The sequence below is a fragment of the Nocardia sp. XZ_19_231 genome, assembly GCF_015355705.1.
Classification (GTDB): domain Bacteria; phylum Actinomycetota; class Actinomycetes; order Mycobacteriales; family Mycobacteriaceae; genus Nocardia; species Nocardia salmonicida.
In genome coordinates this window covers 44,291-65,536 of record NZ_JACUZI010000001.1, presented here as the reverse complement: position 1 = coordinate 65,536, position 21,246 = coordinate 44,291, and the positions used below count along the sequence as shown (strand labels likewise).

The window sequence follows — 21,246 nt, the reverse complement described above, 5'->3', positions numbered from 1 at the left end:
TCGCATCCGTGACGGATGCGACGCCCTGCCGAACGCTCAGCTTACGCCGAAATCAAGGTGCCGTTCACCGCGGCGACCAACTGATGGACAGTCGCGCCGAGCTGGGTCAGCGCCTCGGCGTCCTCGGCCGGATGAGTCTGCGCGAAACGCTTGCCGATGGTCGCGAACTGCGCGTGCGCCGACTCGACGACGACGCCGCCCGCCACGCCGACGGACTTGACGGTGTCGCCGTGCGCCCACGCCGCGGCGTTCGGGCTGATCGACGCGCTCACCACGGCGACCGGCTTACCCTTGATCGCGCCGGCGCCGTACGGACGCGAGGCCCAGTCGATGGCGTTCTTCAGCACGGCGGGCAGGGTGCCGTTGTATTCGGGAGTGACCAACAGGACGGCGTCGGCAGCGGCGACGGCGGCACGCAGCGCCGCGGCCTGCGCGGGCACCGCGTCGGGCACATCGAGGTCTTCGTTGTAGAACGGGATCTCGCCGAGACCCTCGTAGATGGCGATATCGACGTCGGCGGGCGCGGTCTGCACGGCAGCCTCGGCCAGGCGGCGATTGATGGAGCCCGCGCGCAGGCTTCCGACGAGAGTAAGGATGCGGGTCTCGCTCATAGCGACTCCTGGTGTACTCAGTGGAATGATCCAAGTTTCATCCGACATTAACCGGACCTCGGTCCGATTACTTCCCGCGGAGGACGTGTGAGCGGCGTGAGCTATGGCACACCCAGGTCCGACGAGCCGCCCCTGCTGGGGATCGGACAGCCGCTGCCCGGCAGCGCGGAACCCGTCGAACGTGCCGATGCGGCGCGCAATCGCGCGCTGCTGCTCGACGCGGCTCAACAGTTGGTGCGCGAGCACGGCGTCGACGGTCTGACGATGGATGCCCTGGCCAAGCGCGCTGGAGTCGGCAAGGGCACGGTCTTTCGCCGATTCGGCAATCGCACCGGGCTGATGCTGGCGCTGTTGGATCACTCCGAGCAGAAGTTCCAGGCCGCGTTCATGTTCGGTCCGGCGCCGCTCGGCCCCGAGGCGAACCCGGTCGAGCGGCTGATCGCGTTCGGGCGGACTCGGCTGCTCGATATCGAGGTCGAGGGCGATCTCCACCGGGCCGCCGAGGAGAACGGACGCTTCGGCGGCGGGCCGTACGCCCTGCACAAGGCGCACGTCACCCTGCTGCTGCGCGAGGCGGGGGTCGACGGTGAAGTCCCGCTGATCGCCGACTCACTGCTGTCCACGCTGTCGGCGGCGCTGACCATCCACCAGGTCGAGGTGCTGGGTTACTCGCGCGAGCAGATCGGCGACAACTGGGAATGGCTGGTTCGCCGGGTCATTTCCCCTGCCCCACAAGTAGAGTGAGACGGCATGGGGACACTGCGTGAACAGATCATTGCCGAACTGGGTGTACAGCCCGAGATCGAGCCGAAGCAGGAGGTCCGGCAGCGCGTCGACTTCCTGAAGGACTACCTGGCCACCACCCCGGCCAAGGGGTTCGCCCTCGGGATCAGCGGCGGGCAGGACAGCGCGCTGGCCGGTCGGTTGTGCCAGCTCGCCGTCGAGGAGCTGCGGGCCGAGGGCGTCGAGGCGAAATTCCTGGCGGTGCGGCTGCCCTACGGCATGCAGGCCGACGAGCACGACGCGCAGATCGCGTTGAACTTCGTCGACCCCGATCGCACGGTCGTGGTGAACATCCGCCCCAGCGCCGACGCCGTGGGCATCGAGGTCGCGGGCGCGCTGGATCACGAGCGGTTGCGCGACTTCGTGCGCGGCAACATCAAGGCGCGCGAGCGGATGGTCGCCCAGTACGCCCTCGCGGGCCAGGAAAGCCTGCTGGTGGTCGGCACCGATCACGCGGCCGAAGCGGTCACCGGATTCTTCACCAAGTTCGGCGACGGCGGTGTCGACCTGACTCCCCTCACCGGTCTCACCAAGCGTCAGGGCGCGGCCCTGCTGCAGGAACTCGGCGCCCCGTCGAGCATCTGGTCCAAGGTCCCCACCGCCGACCTCGAGGACGACCGTCCCGCCCTCGCCGACGAAGACGCACTCGGCCTGCGCTACGCCGAGATCGACGACTACCTCGAGGGTAAGGACGTCACACCCGAGGTGGCCACGCGCGTGGAGTCGATCTTCACCAACACCCGCCACAAGCGCACCGTCCCGGTCACCCCGCTCGACACCTGGTGGCGCTAGCCGTTGCGCCGAACCGGAACCCACTAGATCAACAGATCGCCGCACCCTCACCGGTTGCGGTGGCGCGCAACAGGTCTCGAACGAGCTCGTAGTCCGGTTCTTTGCGGAAGCGCAGGCATCCCTTGCCCATGTCCTGGCTCGCGAGGCGGTCGGCAAAGGCCGCACGCACGTCGGAGCGAAGCAGGTAGAACGAGATGTACTGCTTCTGGCCGGCGAAGGCGACCTCGCCGATGCCGTCGCGCTCGTAGGCGGGCATGCCGTAGGACATCACCTCGCTGAAGCCGGTCAGCTCCGCCAGGCACAGCTCACGCAGCCTGGTCAGTGCCTCGCGCCGGTCGGCGGGGAGTTCGGCGAGGTAGGTCGCCACATCGGGGGCCTTGCTCTGGACCATGTGCGACTAGCCCCCGGCGAACGGGGGCAGTACGTCGACGCGGTCGCGGAGCATGGCCGACGGGTCGCGCGTGAGTTCGTCACCGATGAGGAAGGCACAGACGCCGACCAGGCCGTCGACGTCGGAACCGTAGGTGGCGGCGAGGGTGGCCCGTAGGTCGGCGACGGTGGCGCCGTCGGGTAGATCGAGGGATTCGGTGTTCTTGCCGACCGCGTCGGCGATGGCGGCGAAATAGCGGACCTCAACCACCGATGGCTCCCATCGTGCGTTCCGGGGGGACGAAACCGGCGGCGTCGATACCGTGACCGGCCCATTTCTGCCACATCGCGCCACGCCACAGCTCGGCGACCTCGTCGTCGTCGGCGCCTGCCCGCAGCACGGACCGCACGTCGAACTCCTGGTCGCTGAACAGGCACGAGCGCAGCATGCCGTCGGCGGTGAGCCGGGTGCGATCGCAGCTGTCGCAGAACTTGCGGGTGACCGTGGCGATGATGCCGACGGTCGCCGGTCCGCCGTCGACCAGCCATTTCTCGGCCGGAGCCGAGGGGTCGGCGCGGACGGTGGGAGTCAGGGTGAAGCGCTCGCCGAGGACGTCGAGGAGGTCGGCGGCGGTCACCATGTGATCGCGAGCCCACTCGTGGTCGGCGTCGAGGGGCATTTCCTCGATGAAGCGCAGCTCGCACTGTTCGGCCAGGCACCATGCGAGCAGGTCGGCCGCGCCCGCCAGATTCTGGCGCATCAGCACGGCGTTGACCTTCACCGGCGCCATGCCCGCGTCGCGCGCGGCCCGGATGCCGTTGAGGACCGACTCCAGGCGGTCGCGGCGGGTGAGGCGGGTGAAATCTTCCCGGTCGACGGTGTCGAGGGAGACATTGACCCTGGTCAGGCCAGCTGCGGCGAGCTTGTGGATGCGGTGTTCGAGGCCGACACCGTTGGTGGTCATGGCCAGCGGGGTGCCGGGCACCGCCGCGTGACAGCCCGCGATGATCTGTTCCAGCTCGCGACGCATCAGCGGTTCGCCGCCGGTGAACCGCACCTCCCGCACACCCAGCTCGCGCACGGCCAGCGACACCAGCCGCACGATCTCGTCGGCGGTGAGCAGTTCCTGGCGCGGAATCGGCGGCAGGCCCTCCTCCGGCATGCAATAGGTGCAGCGCAGCGAGCATTTCTCGGTGATGGACACGCGCAGGTCGCGGGCGATCCGGCCGAAGCGATCGACGAGGAACGGCGTCTCGGGCCTGCCGTCGAGAGACGGCCGCTCCGATCGCACGGCGGGTATCCCCATCTCGACCAGCGTCATCTCTACAGTATGACCCGTAAGGCCCGTCACATTCCCTGCGCCGGGCCGATTCTTCGCGAACTCGTCAGCTCACCACAGGCGACCCCCCACCGTGAGCAACGCGACCCCGACCGGCCCCGACGGCGGAGATTAAGCTGGCAGCATGACTCCCCGGCCCGCTACCGCGTCGGCACGCAGCGTCGACGAGTACCGCGACACCGTCGCCGCGCTGCTGGCCCACCTCGCCGACCGCCCCGACGAACAGGTGGCGGTGCCCGACGCGCTCGGCCGCACGCTGTCGGCCGATGTGGTGTCGCCGATCGACCTGCCGGTGTTCCGCAACTCGGCGATGGACGGATACGCGGTGCGCGCGTCCGATGTGGCCGTCACGCCGGTCACGCTGCCCGTTGTCGGCGTGGTGGCGGCGGGTAAGCCGGGCACCGACGCGCTGCCCGTCGGCTCGGCCGTGAAGGTGATGACCGGTGCGCCCATGCCGCCCGGCGCCGATTGTGTGGTGCCGGTCGAGGATGTGCAGGCCGGTGACGGCCGGATCGTGGTCGAACGTGGACGCGGGCGCGGCGAATTCGTGCGCGAAGCCGGCACCGATGTGCGGACCGGTGAGCTCGTGGCGCGGGTCGGCACGGTGCTCGCCCCCCGGCATATAGCGGCACTGGCCGCCGTGGGCCTGCCGGCCGTGCCGGTGCTGAGTCGATTACGTGCGGTCTGCATCACGACCGGTGACGAACTCCAGCCCGCGGGCAGCGTGTTGGCGCCGGGACAGATCTACAACTCGAACGGCATCGCGCTGGCCGCGGCACTGCGGGCCGACGGTGTCGAGGTGGTCGAGGTCGCGCACAGCACCGACGACCCCGCGGTCTTCACCTCGGTGCTGAACGCCGCGACCGCCGCCGCCGACGTGGTCTTCACCTCCGGTGGCGTGTCCAAGGGCGACTTCGAGGTCGTCAAGGATGTGCTGGGTCCGCTCGGCGGGACCTTCGGCTCGGTCGCGGTGCAACCCGGCGGACCCCAGGGCTACACGGTGGTCGACGATGTCCCCGTGCTCAGTTTCCCCGGCAATCCGGTGAGCACGATGGTGTCGTACGCGGTCTTCGCGCGCCCCGCCGTGCGCGCGCTGGCCGGACTGCCGGAACTCGTGAGCGGCGAAACAACCCTGCGCACGCCGCTGCGCTCCCCTGCCGGTCGTCGCCAATACCTGCGCGGCCTGTTGACCGAGGACGGGGTCGAAGTGATCTCGGGGCCCGGCTCGCATCTCATCGCGGCGATGGCCTGGGCCGATGTGCTCGTCGATGTTCCCGCCGAGGTCACCTCGCTGGCCGCCGGTGTCCCTGTGCGAATCTTGTCGCTATGAGCGAGTTGTCCCACGTCGACCGCGAGGGTCGCGCGCGCATGGTCGATGTCAGCGCGAAAGCCGACACCACCCGGATCGCTGTCGCCGCAGGCGAATTGCAGACCACCGCCGAGGTGATCGCGTTGGTGCGGGCCGAGGGCATGCCGAAGGCCGACGTGTTGTCGACTGCGCGGTTGGCCGGAATCGCCGGTGCGAAAAAGACTTCCGAGTTGATCCCGCTGTGTCATCAGCTGGCGCTGTCGTCGGTGAAGGTGGAGTTCGGGTTCACCGAGACGACCATCACCGTCGAGGCGACCGCCAAGACGAAGGGTCCGACCGGCGTCGAGATGGAAGCGCTGACGGCTGTGGCCGTCGCGGGGCTCACCTTGCACGACATGGTGAAGGCGGTGGATCCCGCCGCGGTGATGAATGGCATCCGGCTGGTCACCAAAGAGGGTGGAAAGCACGGGCATTGGGTGCGGCCGGAGAGTCGGTCCGACACCGGCGCGCCGGCGCTCGACCGGTTGGCGCAGCTGAACACGGGTGCCGGTGTCGAGCCCACGTCGCCGACGCACACCGAAGCTCCGAACGGTGTTGCGACGGAATCAGCTGACGCCCAGACCTTTTCACGAACAGCCGTTGTGGTCGTCGCGTCTACCGGCACCGCGGCGGGAACCCGCACCGACACCACTGGTCCCGTCATCGTTGATTGGCTGACCGCACAAGGGTTTTCGGTACGTGGGCCGCTGGTCTACGCCGATGCCGAGATCGCCGCCGGGCTGGCCGACGCACTGAGCGCGACGCCCGCGCTGGTGGTGACCACCGGTGGCACCGGCGCCTCCCCCACCGATGCGACGCCCGAGGCCACCCGCGCCGTGCTCGATCGTGAACTGCCGGGTGTCGCCGATGCGATCCGGCAGCGTGGGACCGCGAAGTTCCCCCTGGCCGCACTGAGTCGCGGCGTCGCCGGGCTGGCCGGTCGCACCGTTGTCGTGAACCTGCCCGGTTCGCCCGGCGGGGTGAAGGACGGGATCGCGGTGCTGGAACCGCTGTTGGATCATCTGCTCGCGCAAGTAGCCGGAGGCGGCAACCATGAGTGACTTCGGTGCGGTTCGGCTGGCGACCATCAGCGATCAGGACCTCGATGCCCTCACCATCGAAAAGGCTGTCGACGGACCGGAATTCGGCGCTGTGGTGGTGTTCACCGGCAAGGTGCGCAACCACGACGGTGGGCAGGCGGTGACGTCGCTGGAGTACTCCGCGCACCCCCAGGCCGAGCGCTTCCTCCACGCGATCTGCGCGGAAGTGGCACAGGCGAGCGGACTTCCGGTCGCGGCGACACATCGGATCGGACCGCTCACGATCGGCGGGTTGGCGATCGTCGTGGCGGTGGCCGCGCCGCATCGGGCCGAGGCGTTCACAGTGTGCGCCGAGCTCGTCGACCGGATCAAGCACGAGGTGCCGATCTGGAAGCGGCAATTGTTCGCCGACGGGCTCTCGGAGTGGGTCAACGCCTGCGGCTGACGGTCACTGCACGGTGTACCGCCACACGCCGAGCATCTCCTGCTCATCCAAGAGTGTCTCACCGTCGAAGACGGTGTCGTGCAAGCGTTTCAGCGCACCGTCCGCGTCGAGTCCGGCGCCGATCAGCACCAGGTTCGAGACGCGCTGCTCGCCGCGCGCCCAGCTGCCCGGGGTGAAGACCACGTGTCTGCCGACCAAGTGAACTTCGAACTTACGTCGCTCGCCCGCCACCGCGAACGTCACACATCCCTTGGCGCGGAACAGACCTGGCGGCGGATCCTCCAGAAAGCCCACCAGCGCACGGGGATTCAAGGCGCGTTCGCTCGTGAACGACACCGAGACGTAGTCATCGTGGAGGTGCCGGTGGTCGGGATCATCGTGGTCGTGCTCGTGGAGCAGTGTGTCGAAACTCAGCTGCTCGGCCACCTTCGGCTGATCGGGCACCCGATCGTCGAACAGCAGGCCCGGATCGATACGGCCGTGCGTCGTCGCGTAGACCGGCACCTGCCCGACCCAATCGGCCACCTGTGCGCGGAGACCGGCCAGCGCCTCGGCTCCGACGCGGTCCGCCTTGTTCACCAGCACCAGATCCGCCATCCGCAGATGGGTCACCAGCTCCGGATGCTGCGCGCTGGTGGCGGCGAACTGCTCGGCGTCGACCACCTCGACCAATCCGCCGTAGGCGATGCGCGGGTTCGGGTTGGCGATCACCATCCGGATCAGGTTGCGCGGCTCGGCCAGTCCGCTCGCCTCCACCACGATCACATCCACCGCACTGCGCGGTTGCGCCAGCTGAGCGAACAGATCGTCGAGTTCGGATACGTCCACCGCGCAGCACACGCACCCGTTGCCGAGCGACACCATCGCGTCGACCTGCCCCGCCACCAGCATCGCGTCGATGTTCACCGCCCCGAAATCGTTGACCACCACCCCGATCCGGGTTCCTCGATTGTTGCGCAGCAGGTAGTTGAGCAGGGTCGTCTTCCCCGAACCGAGAAACCCAGCAACGATCACGACAGGAATCACCGCACCCATGGTGCCACCTGCCCGCGGCCACACAGCACGCCGCCCACCCCTGGGTCAGGAGTGGGCGGCGTGGGTGCCGTGCAACGTCAGGACGGGCCGAAAACCAGGCCGACCAGGGTGTACACCAGATTGATCAGCTGGCCGGGAATGGTGGATTCGTCCATGCCGAGGGCCTGGGCCAAGGGCATGAGCAGCGTCATGACGGTGGTGATCGGGCCGCCGAGGGTGCTCAGATCGAGCTCGGACTCTTCGGGCGCCGCCTCGGTTTTGGGTGTGGTGCCGCGCTTCTTCGGGGCGGGCGCGGCGGGCGCCTCGGGTGTTGCCGTGCGGGGCGGGTCGCCCGGGGCCGCGGTGCGGACGGGGGCCACCGGAACCGGATCGGCGATCGGGGCTCGTGCGGGGATCGGTGCGGCGACCGCGGGACCGTTGGCGTCGGCAGGGGCCGGTTCCTCGGTCGGTGCCGTCTGATCGCTCGCGCCACCGGGCAGCGCGGGCGGAGCAGCCGGTGCCTGTTCGGGTGCGGGAACCTGCGCCGGGGCGACCGCTTCGGGGGCCGCTGTTGTCGAGGTCGGAGTCGGTGCCCCGGACTCCGGGGTCGACGCGGTGGTCCCTCCGGGCTTCTTCGAGGGCTGCGAGTAGTCGGCCGGGTCGGTGGCCCCATTCGTGCCCTCGGCGGGCGTTCCGGCACCGCCGGGTTCCTCGGCCGGGACGGCAGCGCCGTTCCGGTTCGCGGCCGGTGGCGGCGCGGGTGCGCCAGTGGTCGGCGCGGGGGTCTCGGTCGGGTCGGCCGCGGGTGCGCGCTTCGGTGTCTGGGTGGTGGTCGCGACCGGCACCCGAGCCGGTGCGGCGGCGTAGGCGGGGATCGGCTTGTTCAGCAGGAACCCGACGACGCCGGTCGCGATGGCGACCGCGTGCTCGAGCTGACCTTCGCGCGATTCCAGCCGAGCGGCATCGCCGACATTGGCGCCGTTGCCCATCTCGACGAACACCAGCGGCACCTGCGTCAGCGCCGGGCCTGCCACATCCTCGCGGGTCTGCAGGCCCGCTTTGACGCCCGCGTAGTTCGCGGGCGAGAAGCCGGCCGCCAGATAGGCGTCACGGACCGCGCTCGACACGAGTCGCCCACCACCGGACTGCGCCTTGTCGGCGATCGAGTCGGGGATGGGGAGCTGCGGCACGATCACGTGGAATCCGTGCTGGTCGGGGCCCGCGCTGTCGGCGTGAATGCTCACCGCCACGTCGGCGCCGGACTGGTTGGCGGCGCGGGCGCGATCGTCGACGCAGCCGCCCCACCCGGTGTCGTCGGCACGACTCAGCACCACTTCGGCCCCCAGCGCCTGCAGGGACGCCCGCACGAGCTGGGCGACGTCCCAGTTGATGGTGTGCTCGGGGATGCCGTTGAGCGAGGTCATGCCGGTGGTCTGGCAGTCCTTGGTGCCACCGCGGCCGTTGTCGACCTGGCGGCTCAGGTCCTCCGTATGCGCCGACCCCTGGTGACCGGGGTCGAGGAAGATCGTTTTACCGGCGAGCTGCTCGCTGGTCGCCGGTTCAGGGGCGGCGTGGGCGGTCACGGGGATCAATCCCGACAGCGACACCACCACCGCGGCGGAGACGGTAGAGCAGATTCCGGCCTTGATGATGTTTGGTTGCATGTTCGGTCGGTGCTCCGGGACGGAGCACCCCTCCCTTCCCATTGGTAACACCTGGTAACACCAAACCCAGTGGTTCACTCTTGCAACGTTGGCAACCACAGGGCAAGCACAGTTACCGAGTTGTAACGGGATGGAAGTATCAAAAGACGCTGTTCGGATGCCCAGAAAGGCGCTCAGCGGTGACTTTCAGGCAACTTCTGGCAATTGCCGTAGGGACCGCAATGCGTAGTGCACCCGGGTTTTCACAGTGCCGACCGGAACACCGAAATCCGCGGCGACCTCCCGGTACCCACGGTCGTGCAGGATCACCTCGGTCACCGCCGCGCGCTGCGGTTCCGGGAGCCTGGCCAGCAGTTGATCGACGAGCAGACCGTCGACCAGACCGTCGGCGAAATCCGGTCTGCCACAGACCGATACCTCGGTGATGTCGTCCCAGCCCACATCACCGGGCCGAATGGCTCGGGCCCGCAGGATGTCGATGATGACGTTGCGTTCGATCGCCAGCAGCCAGGTCCGCACGCTGCCTTTGCGATCGTCGAAGTCCTGACAGGAACGCCAGCCGCGCAGCAGGGTCTCCTGCACCGCGTGCTCGGCCAGGCCCGCATCACTGAGACTGCGCACAGCCCGCCAGTGCAGCAGACCGCGATCGGTGGCGAGCACCTCGGCCAGCCCGTCCCTGGTACACAGGCGCGCACAGTGCGCACCGCAGGAGTTGTCCTTCATATGGGGATATCGCGGTGGACCGCGTCGATGACAACGCCGCGCGTTAAGCGACTCTTCAGGATCCTGCTGGGCCGGTACCGGAGAGTAGTTCTTGCGAGCCCGGCAGGGCCTGCTCCAGGAGGGGGGAGCAGGGACGCCGGGCTCGTTCTTTTTTCGGGCTCGCGCATTCGAGCGAAGTCGAGCACGATCGCACCAGGGCGACGACAATCGCCACGAGGAGCGAACAACGTGGACATCCATGCATATCCGACCGACGCGCACACGCCGGTCGACCGAGCCGAGGCCACGCGCCTTGCGGCCGAACACCTACCCGCCGAGCAACCTGGGCACGATCGGCAGATCGTCGAATTCGCCGACGGCTTCACCGTTTTCGCGATCGCGCCGTTGCACGCGCCCCCGGATCGGCCGATCCCGATCGGCGGCTCGGTGTACGTCATCGACAAGGCGACCGGGGCGGTGTCGTTCTGGCCGACCTATCCGTCCGGTGTGGTCGCCGAGTACTACGCGCTGCTCCTGGCGGCGGGCAAGTTGGTCGTCGCCGATGCCTGGCCCGATCAGGACTGATCGACCGATTCACGAGGTCTCCTCGGTTGAGCGGCCGGACGACGGAGGGCAGCGAGTCCACCGGCCACGGCGAGCATGATCGACAAGGCCCCGAACCAGTCGCCCCAGCGGACGTATGGAGTGCGATCCCCGGCGGTGCGGATGTCGGCGAGCGCCATGCGGGTTTCGGTGAGGTCGGTGCGGACCGACGCCTTCACGGTGCCCTGTGCGTCGACGGCGACCAGTTCGCCGAGGTGGGCGGGGCGGGCGATGGCGATGCCTGATTCTGCGGCTCGTAGTACTGCCATGCGGCTGTGTAACCAGTGGTCGACGGTGAAATCCAGTGCGGGAGCGAGGATCAGCGTTGCGCCCTCGGTGCGGTTCTGTCGAACGAGGGCAGGGCGGTCGAGGTCGAAGCAGATCGCCAGTGCCCAGGAACGACCAGGAATCCGGACCGAGACCGATCCTGGCTGGAGCGAGGATTCGAGGCCGGGGACGAGAAAGCGCTTCGCATAGATAGTTTCGCCTGGATAGGCGATGGCGGCGTTGACAGTGCCGTCGGGTTGTTCGAGTTCCAGACCTACGACCACGTGGACGCCACGGCTAGCAGCAATGGCGGTGAGTGGGTCGCGCAACAGGCTGAGTTCGGATTGTCTTGCATGCCAGGCCTTCTCGGTGAAGACGATGACTTCGGCGCCCTGGTCGGCGAGCTGGTCGACGGCGGCGACCGCTTCGGTGATCATCCGCGCACCATCGGGCGTGGCGACCGGAACATACATCGGCGGCTGCGCGAGGGCGACCAACCCCACCCTCGTCACCGGGCCGCCGCTTGCCGCCGCAGAGTACCACTGACCTGCACCGATAGCGCCGATCACCGCTACCGCCGCCGCACCTACCACCGTCAGCCCGCGTGGCATTCTGATTCCGGGGGCCATCAGCGTGGCAACAGCACTGGGCACCGTAAGGAGCAGGAAGCTGATCCCCCACACGCCGGTGATCGATGCGACGCGCACGATCGCCGCCACCTCGGCCTGGGAGTACGCGATGCTCCACCACGCGCCGATCCCACCGACCATGCTGACCAGGAACTCCGCCGAGGTCCACAGGGCAGGTAGGGCGAGCACGGCCCATCCGGACCTGCCCTGTATCAGCAGCTTTCGAAAGAGGACGATGCACGCCCCGAAGGTCAGTGCGCCGCCGACAAGCAGGGTTACGGGAATCGTCGCAGGTTGTTCCAGGGTATCGAGGAAGTAGGACCAGTACCTGGCGTTACCGCCGAACCACGACAGCGCCGCTGCCGCGTACACCGCAGGCGTGGATTGCCGGGGCGCCAGCCACAACACCGGAAGTGGTGCGAGCAGGGCGATTCCGGGAATCGGATGCAGGCCGGTGCCGATACTCCACAACACCGCCGAGCCGACGGTGGCGACCAACCAGATCGTCGACGGCCCGAGCCATCGACGATCGAATCGCCCGGAGAACCTTTCGCGTACAGCCTCTTCAGTAGATGTCACCCCTTGATCGTCGCGGTGGAGGCGGCTTCAGCACATCGCCCGTACGAGCGGACCCGCCTCCCTCGTGCGAGTGAGATCACCTCGCACCGCCCGGCAATTGGTTGTCCCCCCGAGCCACCATCCCGGATTCATAGGCGAAGACCACCGCCTGGGCGCGGTCGCGCAGTCCCAGCTTCGAAAGAACGGAGCTGACATGGGTTTTCACGGTGTGTTCGGTGACGACCAGCCGGGCCGCGAGTTCGGTATTCGAGCGGCCAGCGGCGAGTTCTCGCAGAATGTCGCGTTCTCGCGGGGTCAGCGTGGCCAACTGCGCGGACGCTTCCGGATGCGGACTCGCTCGCGCGGTGACCTCGGCGATCAGCCGCCGTGTCACCGAGGGGGCCAGCAGCGCGTCACCGGCGGCGACAACCCTGACCCCACCGATCAATTCGGCCCTTCGCGCGTCCTTGAGCAGGAATCCGCTCGCACCAGCCCGCAGGGCGGCGTACACGTACTCATCGATGTCGAACATGGTGAGTACCAGCACCTTTGCCGCAGTCTCCGCGCAGATCCGCGCAGTGGCGGCCACTCCGTCCAGCCGCGGCATCCGCACGTCCATCACCACCACATCGGGGGTGAGCCGCCGGGCCGCCGTCACCGCTTCCACACCGTCGCAAGCCTCCCCCACCACCTCGATGTCGGGTTCGGATTCCAGGATGAGCCGAAACCCGGTGCGGAACAATTCCTGGTCGTCGACCACGAGCACTCGCATCGTCAACTCCCCTGTGCCAGCGGCAGATCGGCCGATACCACGAACCCCGACCGTGTGGGCTCCACCCGCAACACGCCACCGCACGCGTGCACCCGTTCCCGCATCCCGACCAAGCCGAAGCCCGTCGGGTCGCCATCACCCACCCGGTCGGCTTCCACCGCGGTGCCGTCGTCGGCGATTCGTACTCCGAGCCGACCCGATGACCAGCTCAGCGCCACGTCGACCCGCGTCGCCTTCGCATGCTTGCCCGTATTGGTCAGCGCCTCCTGCACGATCCGATAGGCGGCGGCGTCGGCTTGCGGTGAGATCGGTACGCGGGCTCCGTGTTCGGTGAAGTGGGCGGCCAGACCCCTATGCTCGGCGAGCGCGACAAGATCGGCGATGGCGGCCACCCCCGGTTGATGCGGCGGATCGTCCTCGCGCAGCGCACCGATACTCTGGCGCAGTTCCCGCAGGGCAGCACGCCCACCGTCGGCGATAGCCGCGAACGCCGCGTCGGCAGCGGCCCGATCGAGCAGCGGACCGGTCTCGGCGCGCACGATCATCGCCCCGACCGTGTGGGCGAGCCCGTCGTGCATATCCCGGGCGATCCGCAGCCGCTCGCGAACCACGGCGGCCTCGCGTTCGTCGTCGAGGCGGCGCGTCCGTTCGGCGAGTGCGTCGATCTGCGCCTGCTTCGCACGGACCCCCGACCCGAGCGCCCATGCCGTCATGAACGACATCGCGGCATAGGCGTACGAGTCGGCGGTCTCGCGTGGCACCAGTAGCGACACCAGTATTCCCACCACGACCAGCACAAAGGTCGTACGTCGTTGCCGCGCGGAACAGTACGCCGCGATCGTGTACACACAGACGACCGTGCCGAACGGCAGGATCGGCAACGCGTGCACACAGCCGAGCGCGGTGATCGCCGGACCGACCACGAACAGCACACCCACCGGAGCCCGACGCCGCCACAACACCGGCACCGACGCGAGGACCGACAGCCCGACGATCCACCACGGGGCTGCGACAGCGAGCGCGGGCACCACCGTCGCGGCCGTCACCATGGCGGCGATCAGCGCGTCGAGCGGTGATGGATGTTCCCGAGGTAGTCCCACGACGTGCCAGTCTGTCCGGAAACAGTCCACCGCACCTCACTCTCGCGAGTGATTCGGCGCGCGTTACCGCGCCCGTACGCTCAGGCATAGGCTGGAATCGGACGCGGCAACATCCGGTGACCAGCGACGATCACCCCCGACCAAGAACGAATTGCATACATAGCGATGTGTGCATATGATTGCGACCGATCGAACCGCACAAGAGGGGAACGCGATGGGCGCAGGACACGGGCACGACCACGGGGTATCGGCCGACAGCGATCGACGCTGGCTGGCAGGCGCACTGGCGGTGATCGTCACCTTCTTGATCGGCGAGGTGATCGTCGGCATCATCGCCGATTCGCTCGCACTGCTCTCCGATGCGGCGCATATGACCACCGATGCCGCCTCGATCGCGCTGGCGCTGTGGGCTATTCGGCTCGCGGCGCGACCGGCGAGCGGGCGGATGACGTTCGGCTGGAAGCGGGCCGAGATCCTGTCGGCACAGGCCAACGGGCTGACGCTGCTGCTACTGGCACTCTGGCTCGGCTACGAGGCGATCCGCCGACTGTTCGAGCCGCCGGAGGTGCACGGCTGGCTGGTGCTGATCACCGCGCTGGTGGGCATCGTCGTGAATGTGCTCGCCACCTGGATGATCAGCCGCGCCGATCGCACCAGCCTCAATGTCGAAGGCGCCTACCAGCACATCCTCAACGACCTGTTCGCGTTCATCGCCACCGCCGTGGCCGGCCTGATCATCATCCTCACCGGCTGGGTCCAGGCCGACGTGGTCGCCACGCTGATCGTGGTGGCGCTGATGATCAAGGCCGGGATCGGCCTGATCAAGGCGTCGAGCCGGATCTTCCTCGAGGCCGCGCCCGAAAACCTCGACCCCGCGCAGATCGGCCGCGATATGGCCGCGCGCGACGGTGTCACCGAGGTTCACGACCTGCACATCTGGGAAATCACCTCCGGCTCCCCCGCGCTGTCGGCCCATGTTCTCGTGCAGCCCGGCCGCGATTGCCACGCGGTCCGCGAGGACATCGCGCACATGCTCGATCACGACCACCACATCGAGCACGTCACCCTGCAGGTCGACCACGCCAGCCCGAAACTCCTCGACATCGGCAACCGCGACTCCCACCCGTGCGCCGACTCGCACGGCCCGAAGCATGTGCCCGAACGGGCCCCCCACACCCACTGACGAGGGAAGGCCCCACACCGTCAGGTGCGAGGCCTTCTCGTCGGTCACGCGCTAGCGAGGACCAGGTCGTTTCATCGACCTATGGGGCTGTGTCAGCCGCCGAAGGAACCGGTCCACAGGGTGTCGACCAGCCCCTGGAATGCGGCGCCGAAGGTATTGAAGAGGCCGCCCAGGGCAGCGCTACCGGTGTCGATGATAACGGGGATCATAGTAATTCCTCTGTTTCTCGCATAGGCCCAGCCGGAGCTGGCTTACGAATGGCATATCGACGCCCGAACATCACGGGTTACGGATTTACCGATTTAGTGACACTGGTAACAGTTCGGCCACAATGCCGCCCCCAACTGGCATTTTCGCGCGATACCCGATGTTTCTTAATTAATTCTGAGAACTCGATGAGATTTGTATTGCGGCATCCGATAAGGCCATATTTCCATTGCCCCAAGAAATAGGGGCACCGCTACACACTGTCACATACAAATGCGAAAACCGCCGGTAGAGCGGTTATGGATCAGCGCGCCGGGCAGGTGTTCACATAGGCGTGGCCGGGAAGGGCACCTGCCCATTCCTCGCGGGTGATCGGGGTGGTGCCGCTGGCACAGATGCGGTCGGCCTCGACGGCGGCGTCGGTGCGCCATTGACGCAGGGTGCCGTCGACGGCGGATTCGGTGAGGACGGCCCCGTTCGCGGCGAAGGCCAGCATCGTGGGCTGACGGTGGCGTTGGCCGCGCGTGATCGTGGCGTAAGCGGTGGGGTTCGTGGGGTCGCTGTAGTCCCAGAGCAGAATGGTGCCGCTGAGGATGTCGTCGATGGCGAGTCGGGTGCCGCCCGGATCGAAGGCCACCGAACCCGCCGAGCCGTTGGCACCGACCGGGACGGTGAGGGCGCGCGGCGAACGACCCGGCTTGCCGATCTCGTAGACGAACGCGCCGGTAAGAGTGCCGACCGCGAGGGTATTGCGCGAGCTCAGGGCCAGCGACATGGTCTGGCCCGGGGTTTGCAGATCGGACAGTTCGGCGATCGACTGCGCGGCGGGTGTGGTCGCGAAGACGCTGACGTTGCCGGTGCGGTGGCTGCCGACGGCGAGCATGCTGCCGTCCGGACTGAAGGCGAGCGAGGTCGGGTAGCCGCGGCCGAATCGGATACTCGACAGCAATCGGGGTTCGCCGGAGACATCGAAGATTTCGACGGTCTGGGTCATGCTGCGACCGATGGCCAAGGCACCGTCAGGGCTGAACGTGATGGCACGGATGTCGACGCCTGCCGCGCTGAGCGGCGCGCCGACGCGGCGCGGATTCACCGGGTCGGCGATGTCCCATACCTGGATCGTGGATTCGGTTCTGGTCACCGCTCTTGTCCCGTCCGGGGCGATCGCGACGACGTCGATCAGGCCGGCGGGGTCGCCGTCGAGCAACGTTCGATCGGTGGCGAAGGGCGTTCTGGCCAGCATTCGCAGGTGCGGGAACAGTTCCTGGGGCAGGACGGGCGGGTCGAGCGGAAACCGGAACAGCGTGAGCCAGCTGGTCGACACGACCGGACCCGGCAGTTCGAAAACGTGCACGGCATGGTCGAAACTCGTTGTCACCAGCGATCTTCCACCGCGCAGGAAGCGAGCGTGCGCGACCATATCGATCGGGAGCGTGACCAGCTCCACGCCGGTGTCCAGGTCGCGGATGCGGGCCCGGGAATCGCCGCCGACGATGACGGCCGCTCGACCGTTCTCGGTCAGCGACACGTCGAGGTATTCGTTGGCGCCCCTCATCACGGCGGGCATCGGCTCGAAGGTGCTCGTGCCGACTCGCCAGCGCGCGACCTCACCCGGATTGAGAGCGACGGCCAACACGGTGCCGTCGCCGGTGAACTCGACCGACCTCGCCTCCGCGCCGCCGGGCCGTTCGATGCGACGGTCGAACACCGGTGTCTGATCGCGGTCGAGGGTCTCGGCGTTCCAGCCGCGCACCGTGGTCGTCCAGATTCCGCCGAACAACGACGGCACCGCCGCGACCAGCGTGTGATCGCTCAGGGCGACCTCCACACGCTGGCCCGAGACCGACTGCGTCGGCAAGGCGACCGGGTGCGCGGGATCGTCGCCGAGTCGCCAGGTCGACACCGTCGCACTGTGGGTGCCGATGGCGACGAACTCGAGGTCGGGACTCAACGCGACCGACGACGGCAACCGACCGGCGAGGGGGAGCTGGGCCACCAGGCGCGGTGCGCCGGGGTCGGCGATGTTCCACAGCGCCGATCGCAGATCGCCCGCGACCACCAACCATTCGTGATTCGCGCTGATCGCGATGCCGCGGATGTGGCCGCTGTCGGTGGCGAACCGTGGCCACCGGTCGACGCCGGACTCGGTCACCCGCACCAATTCCACGGAACCGTCGCCTTCACCGATCGCGATCACGTCGCCCTGCGGGGTGGTCGCGATGCGCGGTGCGTCGGGATCGAAGACCACACCGCGGCCGAACACGACACCCGGGCTGATTCGGATGGGCGCGTTCGTCGCGGTGTTCTCCAACAGTGCCGATCGCGCTTCCTCGGTCGGAGCGATTCGATAGGCGGCGAGCGCGATCTGTTGGGACAGTGCGGGATTGAGGTTGCCACCACCGCGCGCGACACCGGCGAACAGGCGCGAATTCGATTCCGCGCGCGCGGCCGCGTTCTCGATGCGCATCTGGACCAGCTCGGTCACCGACCCCACCGCCAGCAGCACGGCCAGCCCGGCCGCGACGGAAACCATCCACAGCGCGAGGTTCGCCCGGGTGCGGGTCCTCGCGATCGCCTCGGACACCGTGCGGGCGGCCGAGATGCGGTCGGCGTAGTTCTGTGGCGCCTCGTCGGCCGCTGCCCGGTAGGCCTCCGACGCGACCACCACGCGCAGCGACGAGCGTTGTGCGGCAGTCAGTTTGCCCGCATAGCCGCCGACGGCGGTCAGGTTCGTGCCGGACAGCCCGGCGGTGACCGCGCACTCGGGGTCGAGCCGACGGGGCCGCAGGCGACGCAGCAGCGCGTGCCGCGGCGCGAGGTCGTCGAGGGCGACCGCGAACGCCGCGCTCATCGACGCGCCGTTGATGTCGTTGGCCGGCGCGCTGCCGTGCGTCGAGACCGACCACCGCACACACGCGTCGGTACCGGCCAATCTGCTGATTCGCCAAGCTCTTTCGAGACTGTCGGTGAATTCGCGATCGGCCTGCAGGAAGCCCATCCGCGCCGGGTCGGGATGCAGGCCGCTCGGTCCGCCACGAACCTGGTCGAGGCGCAGCACGCCCACCTCGCCACCACCGCCGAAGCTAGAGAACAGCACGCTGATCCGGCTGCTGCGCACGACCGCAAGGGTGTGCCCGGCCAGCTCGAGCGCGGCCATGATGGCGTATCCGCGCCCCGCCCGACCGCCCTGCCCGAGCAGATGGCGCACGATCTCGCCGAGCGGGGCGTGCGCGCTGGTGATCGGAATACCCGCGGGCAGCAACTGGGTGCCGACCGAGATCAACCCGGCGCATTCGGCGTGATCGAGGAAGGCCTCGCACGCGTCGTCGGTGTCGATCGAACCGGTCAGCGCCTGCGCCAGCACCGCCATCGCGCGGGCCGCCGACAGATCCGCGGTGATCCTGCGGTCTTGCGCGTCGGGATCCTCGGACTCTTCCTCGAGCAGATCCTCGTCCGCCGCGAGATTCTTCCACCGGGCCAGCGACTGCCGTGCCAGGACACCCGTCTCCCGCCGGTGCTCCAGCAGCCGGCGCGCGGCATCCGGCCCGGCGGCAACGGCATCGCGACACAGGGCAAGCCATCGTTGCGGCGCACCGGTCAGCTCGATCAGCACCGCGTCATCGGTCGACAGCGCGCCCGCCGACTGATCCGTCGATTCGACCGCCATGTCTCCCCCGTCTCCCCCCGCCGGGCATCACCCGACCCTCCCGAGAATGCCCCGATACGATTGAATTCCAGCACACCATCGATCGACCCGAGGGACCACGTTGCCGAGACGACACAGCGCCGGACGCACCACGACCGTCGCGGCCCTGCTCGCCGTGATCGCGGTATCGGCGAGCTGTTCGGCCGCCGAGGACGCCACCACCGAGCCGACAAAAGTCGTAGCGCGCGAGATCTCCGCGCCGCTGCCACTACCGAGTGCCGACGAAGTCGGGGCACTGATGCAGCGACTGCTCGACCCGGCGGTGTCCAACGCCGAGAAGATCGAACTCATCCAGGGCATCGAGAGCGACCCCGAACTGCCGAACCGCGTCGCCGACGCCCCCCGACAGGGCGGCGCCACCATCGCGATCACCATCGCGGGCACCAGAACCGCACCACCCGGCATGCTCGCCGACGGCACCGCGTCGATCAACGGCAGTCCGCCGTACCCGCTCATCGTCAACTTCGTCGCCGAGGACGGGAAGTGGAAGGTCGAAAAGGCCTGGTACTGCCAGATCGCGTTCTCGTTCATGGTCGCCTCCCCGGCCTGCCCGGCCTGATCGCGCGGGTATGCCGTCGGTGACGCGAACCGCTCGGGGCGGCAACGGCATCTGTGTAGGAGCCGATCGACCCGACAGGAGGCTCCGCGATGGGACATGTTCGATCCCACCCCGCGCTCCGCTGTCTCCGGTCGGCCCGGCCTGCGGCGCAGGTAGCATCGACGGCGACGAGAAAACGAGCCGTGGTGTGCCCGTCGTCGGGCGAGTGGGGGTATCAGTTGAGTTCTGAGCCCTTGGACCAGTGGCTCGGCGCTGCGTGGAGCGAGGTCCCCGAACGCCTGCGTCCCGCGGTCGTCGACCACATCTTCGGCGCCGATCTGGTCACCATGTCGAGCTATGCGGCAACCAAGGCGCGCTACGTCCTGGATCGGCTCGACCCGGATATGCGCAGCGACTTCGAAGATGTCGCCCAGGACACGATGGTCGAGCTCACCGCGACGCTGCCCACCGAGCGGATCCGCCACTGGAAAGCGTTGGTGCTCAAGAAACTTCAGTGGCAGGTGCTGCAGGACCGGCGCAGTCGCACGGCCGAGAAACGCCACCCGGGTCACCGGGTCGACTACGAGTCGACCGTGCTGGTACTCGAGGATCATCGGTGCGGCGATGCCGAGAACCGGCTCGCCGACCGCGCGGTCCTGCGGGACGCGCTGGCCTCGATCGCGCACGCCGAGACCGCGGCCGTGCTCCGCGCGACCTTCGTGATCGCCACGGACGGCAGCTATTGCGATGTGCAGACCACCGGCGAGGTGGCCCGAGACCTGCAGTTCAGCCAGGAGAAGGTCAAGCGGTTACGCGCGGCGGGCGCCAAGTTGCTGCGTGCGGCAGTGCGCACGCAACTCGACGCCCGGGACAACGAGGAGACATCCTGATGGCGCCGGATCATGACGCGGACCGCCTGAGTCTGCCTGTCGATATCGATGTGCTGATCGCTTTCGCCGAGGCCGACAGCCCGGATGTAGACGCGGAGTCGGCCGCCGCCGGGGCACGGATCGCGGCGCGACTGTTACGCGGCGAGGCGGGCGGTTCGGCCGCCGTCGGCGACCTCGACGTGCGCCGTGCCGTGATGGCGGTGCCGGGCTGGACCGTGCAACCGCTCGCCGCGTCGTCCGAGGGCGAGACGACGGCGACCCGCGCGGTGCAGAAACAGCTCGACCGGGAGTTGGGTATCGAGTTCACCCGCTCGCCCGCGGGCGCGGAGCAGACGCGAATCTCGGTGCACTCGTTCGGCGCTCGGGCCGCGGCGGGCGACATCGTGCGCGTGGCGGTGGGCCTCGGTGCCGAGCGCACCGAACTGCTCGTTGTCCTCTACGCCGATACCGACGGCACGCTCACCGGTCAGGTCGTCACCAGGGCGCTCACCATGTCCGAGGATCTCGAGATCTCGCTGCTGCCGGGTGCCGCGCTCGGCAGCACGCATACATCGGCGGTCACCGACGCGGTGCGCTGCTCGCTCACGGCCGGGCGCAACGCGTGGCGCAGGGTGGCCAAAGGGCTGCCCGCCGGCGATCCGGTGCGGGCGGCGATCGTCGCCGGCTTGAGCTGATCGTCGCTGTC

General features: G+C 68.3%; 21 protein-coding genes. 10 read left to right on the top strand and 11 right to left on the bottom strand.

Translation table 11 applies throughout. The annotated features are described in order from the left end of the window. Positions 1-41: 41 nt before the first annotated feature. Entirely contained in the window at positions 42-611 is a 570-nt protein-coding gene (locus tag IBJ82_RS00315; protein ID WP_194823979.1) for an NAD(P)H-dependent oxidoreductase, read from the bottom strand. A 96-nt stretch (positions 612-707) separates the two neighbouring features. On the opposite strand from IBJ82_RS00315, the gene IBJ82_RS00310 reads away from it, so the two are divergent. Next, on the top strand, positions 708-1,355 hold the full coding sequence (locus IBJ82_RS00310) for a TetR/AcrR family transcriptional regulator (protein ID WP_370585074.1): 648 nt from the start codon (positions 708-710) through the stop codon (positions 1,353-1,355). Positions 1,356-1,361: 6 nt separating this feature from the next. Continuing rightward, positions 1,362-2,186, top strand: a complete 825-nt coding sequence (nadE, locus tag IBJ82_RS00305) for an ammonia-dependent NAD(+) synthetase (RefSeq protein WP_056812371.1) — start codon at positions 1,362-1,364, stop codon at positions 2,184-2,186. A 28-nt stretch (positions 2,187-2,214) separates the two neighbouring features. Here nadE and IBJ82_RS00300 read toward each other — a convergent pair whose 3' ends face one another. The 3 genes from IBJ82_RS00300 to moaA are packed head-to-tail and all read right to left on the bottom strand — an operon-like array spanning position 2,215 to position 3,877. After that, complete coding sequence (locus IBJ82_RS00300) at positions 2,215-2,577, bottom strand: iron chaperone (protein ID WP_194823977.1); 363 nt, start codon at positions 2,575-2,577, stop codon at positions 2,215-2,217. A 6-nt stretch (positions 2,578-2,583) separates the two neighbouring features. After that, the gene (locus tag IBJ82_RS00295) at positions 2,584-2,826 is read right to left on the bottom strand and encodes a MoaD/ThiS family protein (RefSeq protein ID WP_062983935.1); all 243 of its coding nucleotides are present in this window, start codon (positions 2,824-2,826) and stop codon (positions 2,584-2,586) included. Further along, entirely contained in the window at positions 2,819-3,877 is a 1,059-nt protein-coding gene (moaA, locus tag IBJ82_RS00290) for a GTP 3',8-cyclase MoaA (RefSeq protein WP_194823976.1), read from the bottom strand. The genes IBJ82_RS00295 and moaA overlap by 8 nt, the downstream gene beginning before the upstream one ends. Before the next feature lie 142 nt (positions 3,878-4,019). Here moaA and glp point away from each other — a divergent pair, with 142 nt between their 5' ends. The 3 genes from glp to IBJ82_RS00275 are packed head-to-tail and all read left to right on the top strand — an operon-like array spanning position 4,020 to position 6,728. After that, entirely contained in the window at positions 4,020-5,225 is a 1,206-nt protein-coding gene (gene glp, locus IBJ82_RS00285; protein WP_194823975.1) for a gephyrin-like molybdotransferase Glp, read from the top strand. Further along, positions 5,222-6,304 (top strand): bifunctional molybdenum cofactor biosynthesis protein MoaC/MoaB, encoded by a 1,083-nt coding sequence (moaCB, locus tag IBJ82_RS00280; protein WP_194823974.1) that lies wholly within the window; start codon positions 5,222-5,224, stop codon positions 6,302-6,304. Before glp ends, moaCB begins: the two co-directional genes overlap by 4 nt. Then, positions 6,297-6,728, top strand: a complete 432-nt coding sequence (locus IBJ82_RS00275; RefSeq protein ID WP_194823973.1) for a molybdenum cofactor biosynthesis protein MoaE — start codon at positions 6,297-6,299, stop codon at positions 6,726-6,728. Before moaCB ends, IBJ82_RS00275 begins: the two co-directional genes overlap by 8 nt. A 3-nt stretch (positions 6,729-6,731) precedes the next feature. Here IBJ82_RS00275 and IBJ82_RS00270 read toward each other — a convergent pair whose 3' ends face one another. The 3 genes from IBJ82_RS00270 to IBJ82_RS00260 form a co-directional block, all read right to left on the bottom strand. Next, a complete protein-coding gene (locus IBJ82_RS00270; RefSeq protein ID WP_194823972.1) occupies positions 6,732-7,763 on the bottom strand; it encodes a GTP-binding protein in 1,032 nt (343 codons plus the stop codon). 77 nt (positions 7,764-7,840) lie between these two features. Further along, positions 7,841-9,406, bottom strand: coding sequence for an N-acetylmuramoyl-L-alanine amidase (locus IBJ82_RS35245; protein ID WP_194823971.1), 1,566 nt, complete (start codon positions 9,404-9,406; stop codon positions 7,841-7,843). 186 nt (positions 9,407-9,592) lie between these two features. Beyond that, positions 9,593-10,129, bottom strand: a complete 537-nt coding sequence (locus tag IBJ82_RS00260) for a sigma-70 family RNA polymerase sigma factor (protein ID WP_194823970.1) — start codon at positions 10,127-10,129, stop codon at positions 9,593-9,595. A 228-nt stretch (positions 10,130-10,357) separates the two neighbouring features. Here IBJ82_RS00260 and IBJ82_RS00255 point away from each other — a divergent pair, with 228 nt between their 5' ends. After that, complete coding sequence (locus IBJ82_RS00255) at positions 10,358-10,693, top strand: hypothetical protein (RefSeq protein ID WP_194823969.1); 336 nt, start codon at positions 10,358-10,360, stop codon at positions 10,691-10,693. On the opposite strand, the gene IBJ82_RS00250 is transcribed toward IBJ82_RS00255, so the two are convergent. From IBJ82_RS00250 to IBJ82_RS35240, 3 genes are all read right to left on the bottom strand, one after another. After that, positions 10,684-12,186: a nitrilase-related carbon-nitrogen hydrolase gene (locus IBJ82_RS00250; protein WP_194823968.1), complete on the bottom strand. Its 1,503-nt coding sequence runs from the start codon at positions 12,184-12,186 to the stop codon at positions 10,684-10,686. The genes IBJ82_RS00255 and IBJ82_RS00250 overlap by 10 nt on opposite strands. Before the next feature lie 76 nt (positions 12,187-12,262). Beyond that, positions 12,263-12,943: a response regulator transcription factor gene (locus IBJ82_RS00245; RefSeq protein ID WP_194823967.1), complete on the bottom strand. Its 681-nt coding sequence runs from the start codon at positions 12,941-12,943 to the stop codon at positions 12,263-12,265. Further along, positions 12,940-14,037 (bottom strand): sensor histidine kinase, encoded by a 1,098-nt coding sequence (locus IBJ82_RS35240; protein ID WP_370585073.1) that lies wholly within the window; start codon positions 14,035-14,037, stop codon positions 12,940-12,942. The genes IBJ82_RS00245 and IBJ82_RS35240 overlap by 4 nt, the downstream gene beginning before the upstream one ends. Before the next feature lie 214 nt (positions 14,038-14,251). On the opposite strand from IBJ82_RS35240, the gene IBJ82_RS00235 reads away from it, so the two are divergent. Beyond that, positions 14,252-15,220 (top strand): cation diffusion facilitator family transporter, encoded by a 969-nt coding sequence (locus IBJ82_RS00235; RefSeq protein ID WP_194823966.1) that lies wholly within the window; start codon positions 14,252-14,254, stop codon positions 15,218-15,220. Positions 15,221-15,731: 511 nt separating this feature from the next. Here IBJ82_RS00235 and IBJ82_RS00230 read toward each other — a convergent pair. Continuing rightward, positions 15,732-19,094, bottom strand: a complete 3,363-nt coding sequence (locus tag IBJ82_RS00230; protein WP_194823965.1) for a WD40 repeat domain-containing protein — start codon at positions 19,092-19,094, stop codon at positions 15,732-15,734. Between the two features lie 100 nt (positions 19,095-19,194). On the opposite strand from IBJ82_RS00230, the gene IBJ82_RS00225 reads away from it, so the two are divergent. The 3 genes from IBJ82_RS00225 (at position 19,195) to IBJ82_RS00215 (ending at position 21,235) form a co-directional block, all read left to right on the top strand. Continuing rightward, positions 19,195-19,692, top strand: a complete 498-nt coding sequence (locus IBJ82_RS00225; protein WP_194823964.1) for a hypothetical protein — start codon at positions 19,195-19,197, stop codon at positions 19,690-19,692. A gap of 218 nt (positions 19,693-19,910) precedes the next feature. Continuing rightward, on the top strand, positions 19,911-20,561 hold the full coding sequence (locus IBJ82_RS00220) for a hypothetical protein (RefSeq protein ID WP_194823963.1): 651 nt from the start codon (positions 19,911-19,913) through the stop codon (positions 20,559-20,561). Next, the gene (locus IBJ82_RS00215; RefSeq protein WP_194823962.1) at positions 20,561-21,235 is read left to right on the top strand and encodes a hypothetical protein; all 675 of its coding nucleotides are present in this window, start codon (positions 20,561-20,563) and stop codon (positions 21,233-21,235) included. Before IBJ82_RS00220 ends, IBJ82_RS00215 begins: the two co-directional genes overlap by 1 nt. Positions 21,236-21,246 lie beyond the last annotated feature (11 nt).

Bases quoted from the DNA above. Each gene is read 5' to 3' on its own strand.
- IBJ82_RS00315 (WP_194823979.1), bottom strand. From the start codon at position 611: ATGAGCGAGACCCGCATCCTTACTCTCGTCGGAAGCCTGCGCGCGGGC.
- nadE (WP_056812371.1), top strand. From the start codon at position 1,362: ATGGGGACACTGCGTGAACAGATCATTGCCGAACTGGGTGTACAGCCC.
- IBJ82_RS00300 (WP_194823977.1), bottom strand. From the start codon at position 2,577: ATGGTCCAGAGCAAGGCCCCCGATGTGGCGACCTACCTCGCCGAACTC.
- moaA (WP_194823976.1), bottom strand. From the start codon at position 3,877: ATGACGCTGGTCGAGATGGGGATACCCGCCGTGCGATCGGAGCGGCCG.
- glp (WP_194823975.1), top strand. From the start codon at position 4,020: ATGACTCCCCGGCCCGCTACCGCGTCGGCACGCAGCGTCGACGAGTAC.
- moaCB (WP_194823974.1), top strand. From the start codon at position 5,222: ATGAGCGAGTTGTCCCACGTCGACCGCGAGGGTCGCGCGCGCATGGTC.
- IBJ82_RS00275 (WP_194823973.1), top strand. From the start codon at position 6,297: ATGAGTGACTTCGGTGCGGTTCGGCTGGCGACCATCAGCGATCAGGAC.
- IBJ82_RS00270 (WP_194823972.1), bottom strand. From the start codon at position 7,763: ATGGGTGCGGTGATTCCTGTCGTGATCGTTGCTGGGTTTCTCGGTTCG.
- IBJ82_RS35245 (WP_194823971.1), bottom strand. From the start codon at position 9,406: ATGCAACCAAACATCATCAAGGCCGGAATCTGCTCTACCGTCTCCGCC.
- IBJ82_RS00260 (WP_194823970.1), bottom strand. From the start codon at position 10,129: ATGAAGGACAACTCCTGCGGTGCGCACTGTGCGCGCCTGTGTACCAGG.
- IBJ82_RS00235 (WP_194823966.1), top strand. From the start codon at position 14,252: ATGGGCGCAGGACACGGGCACGACCACGGGGTATCGGCCGACAGCGAT.
- IBJ82_RS00230 (WP_194823965.1), bottom strand. From the start codon at position 19,094: ATGGCGGTCGAATCGACGGATCAGTCGGCGGGCGCGCTGTCGACCGAT.
- IBJ82_RS00215 (WP_194823962.1), top strand. From the start codon at position 20,561: ATGGCGCCGGATCATGACGCGGACCGCCTGAGTCTGCCTGTCGATATC.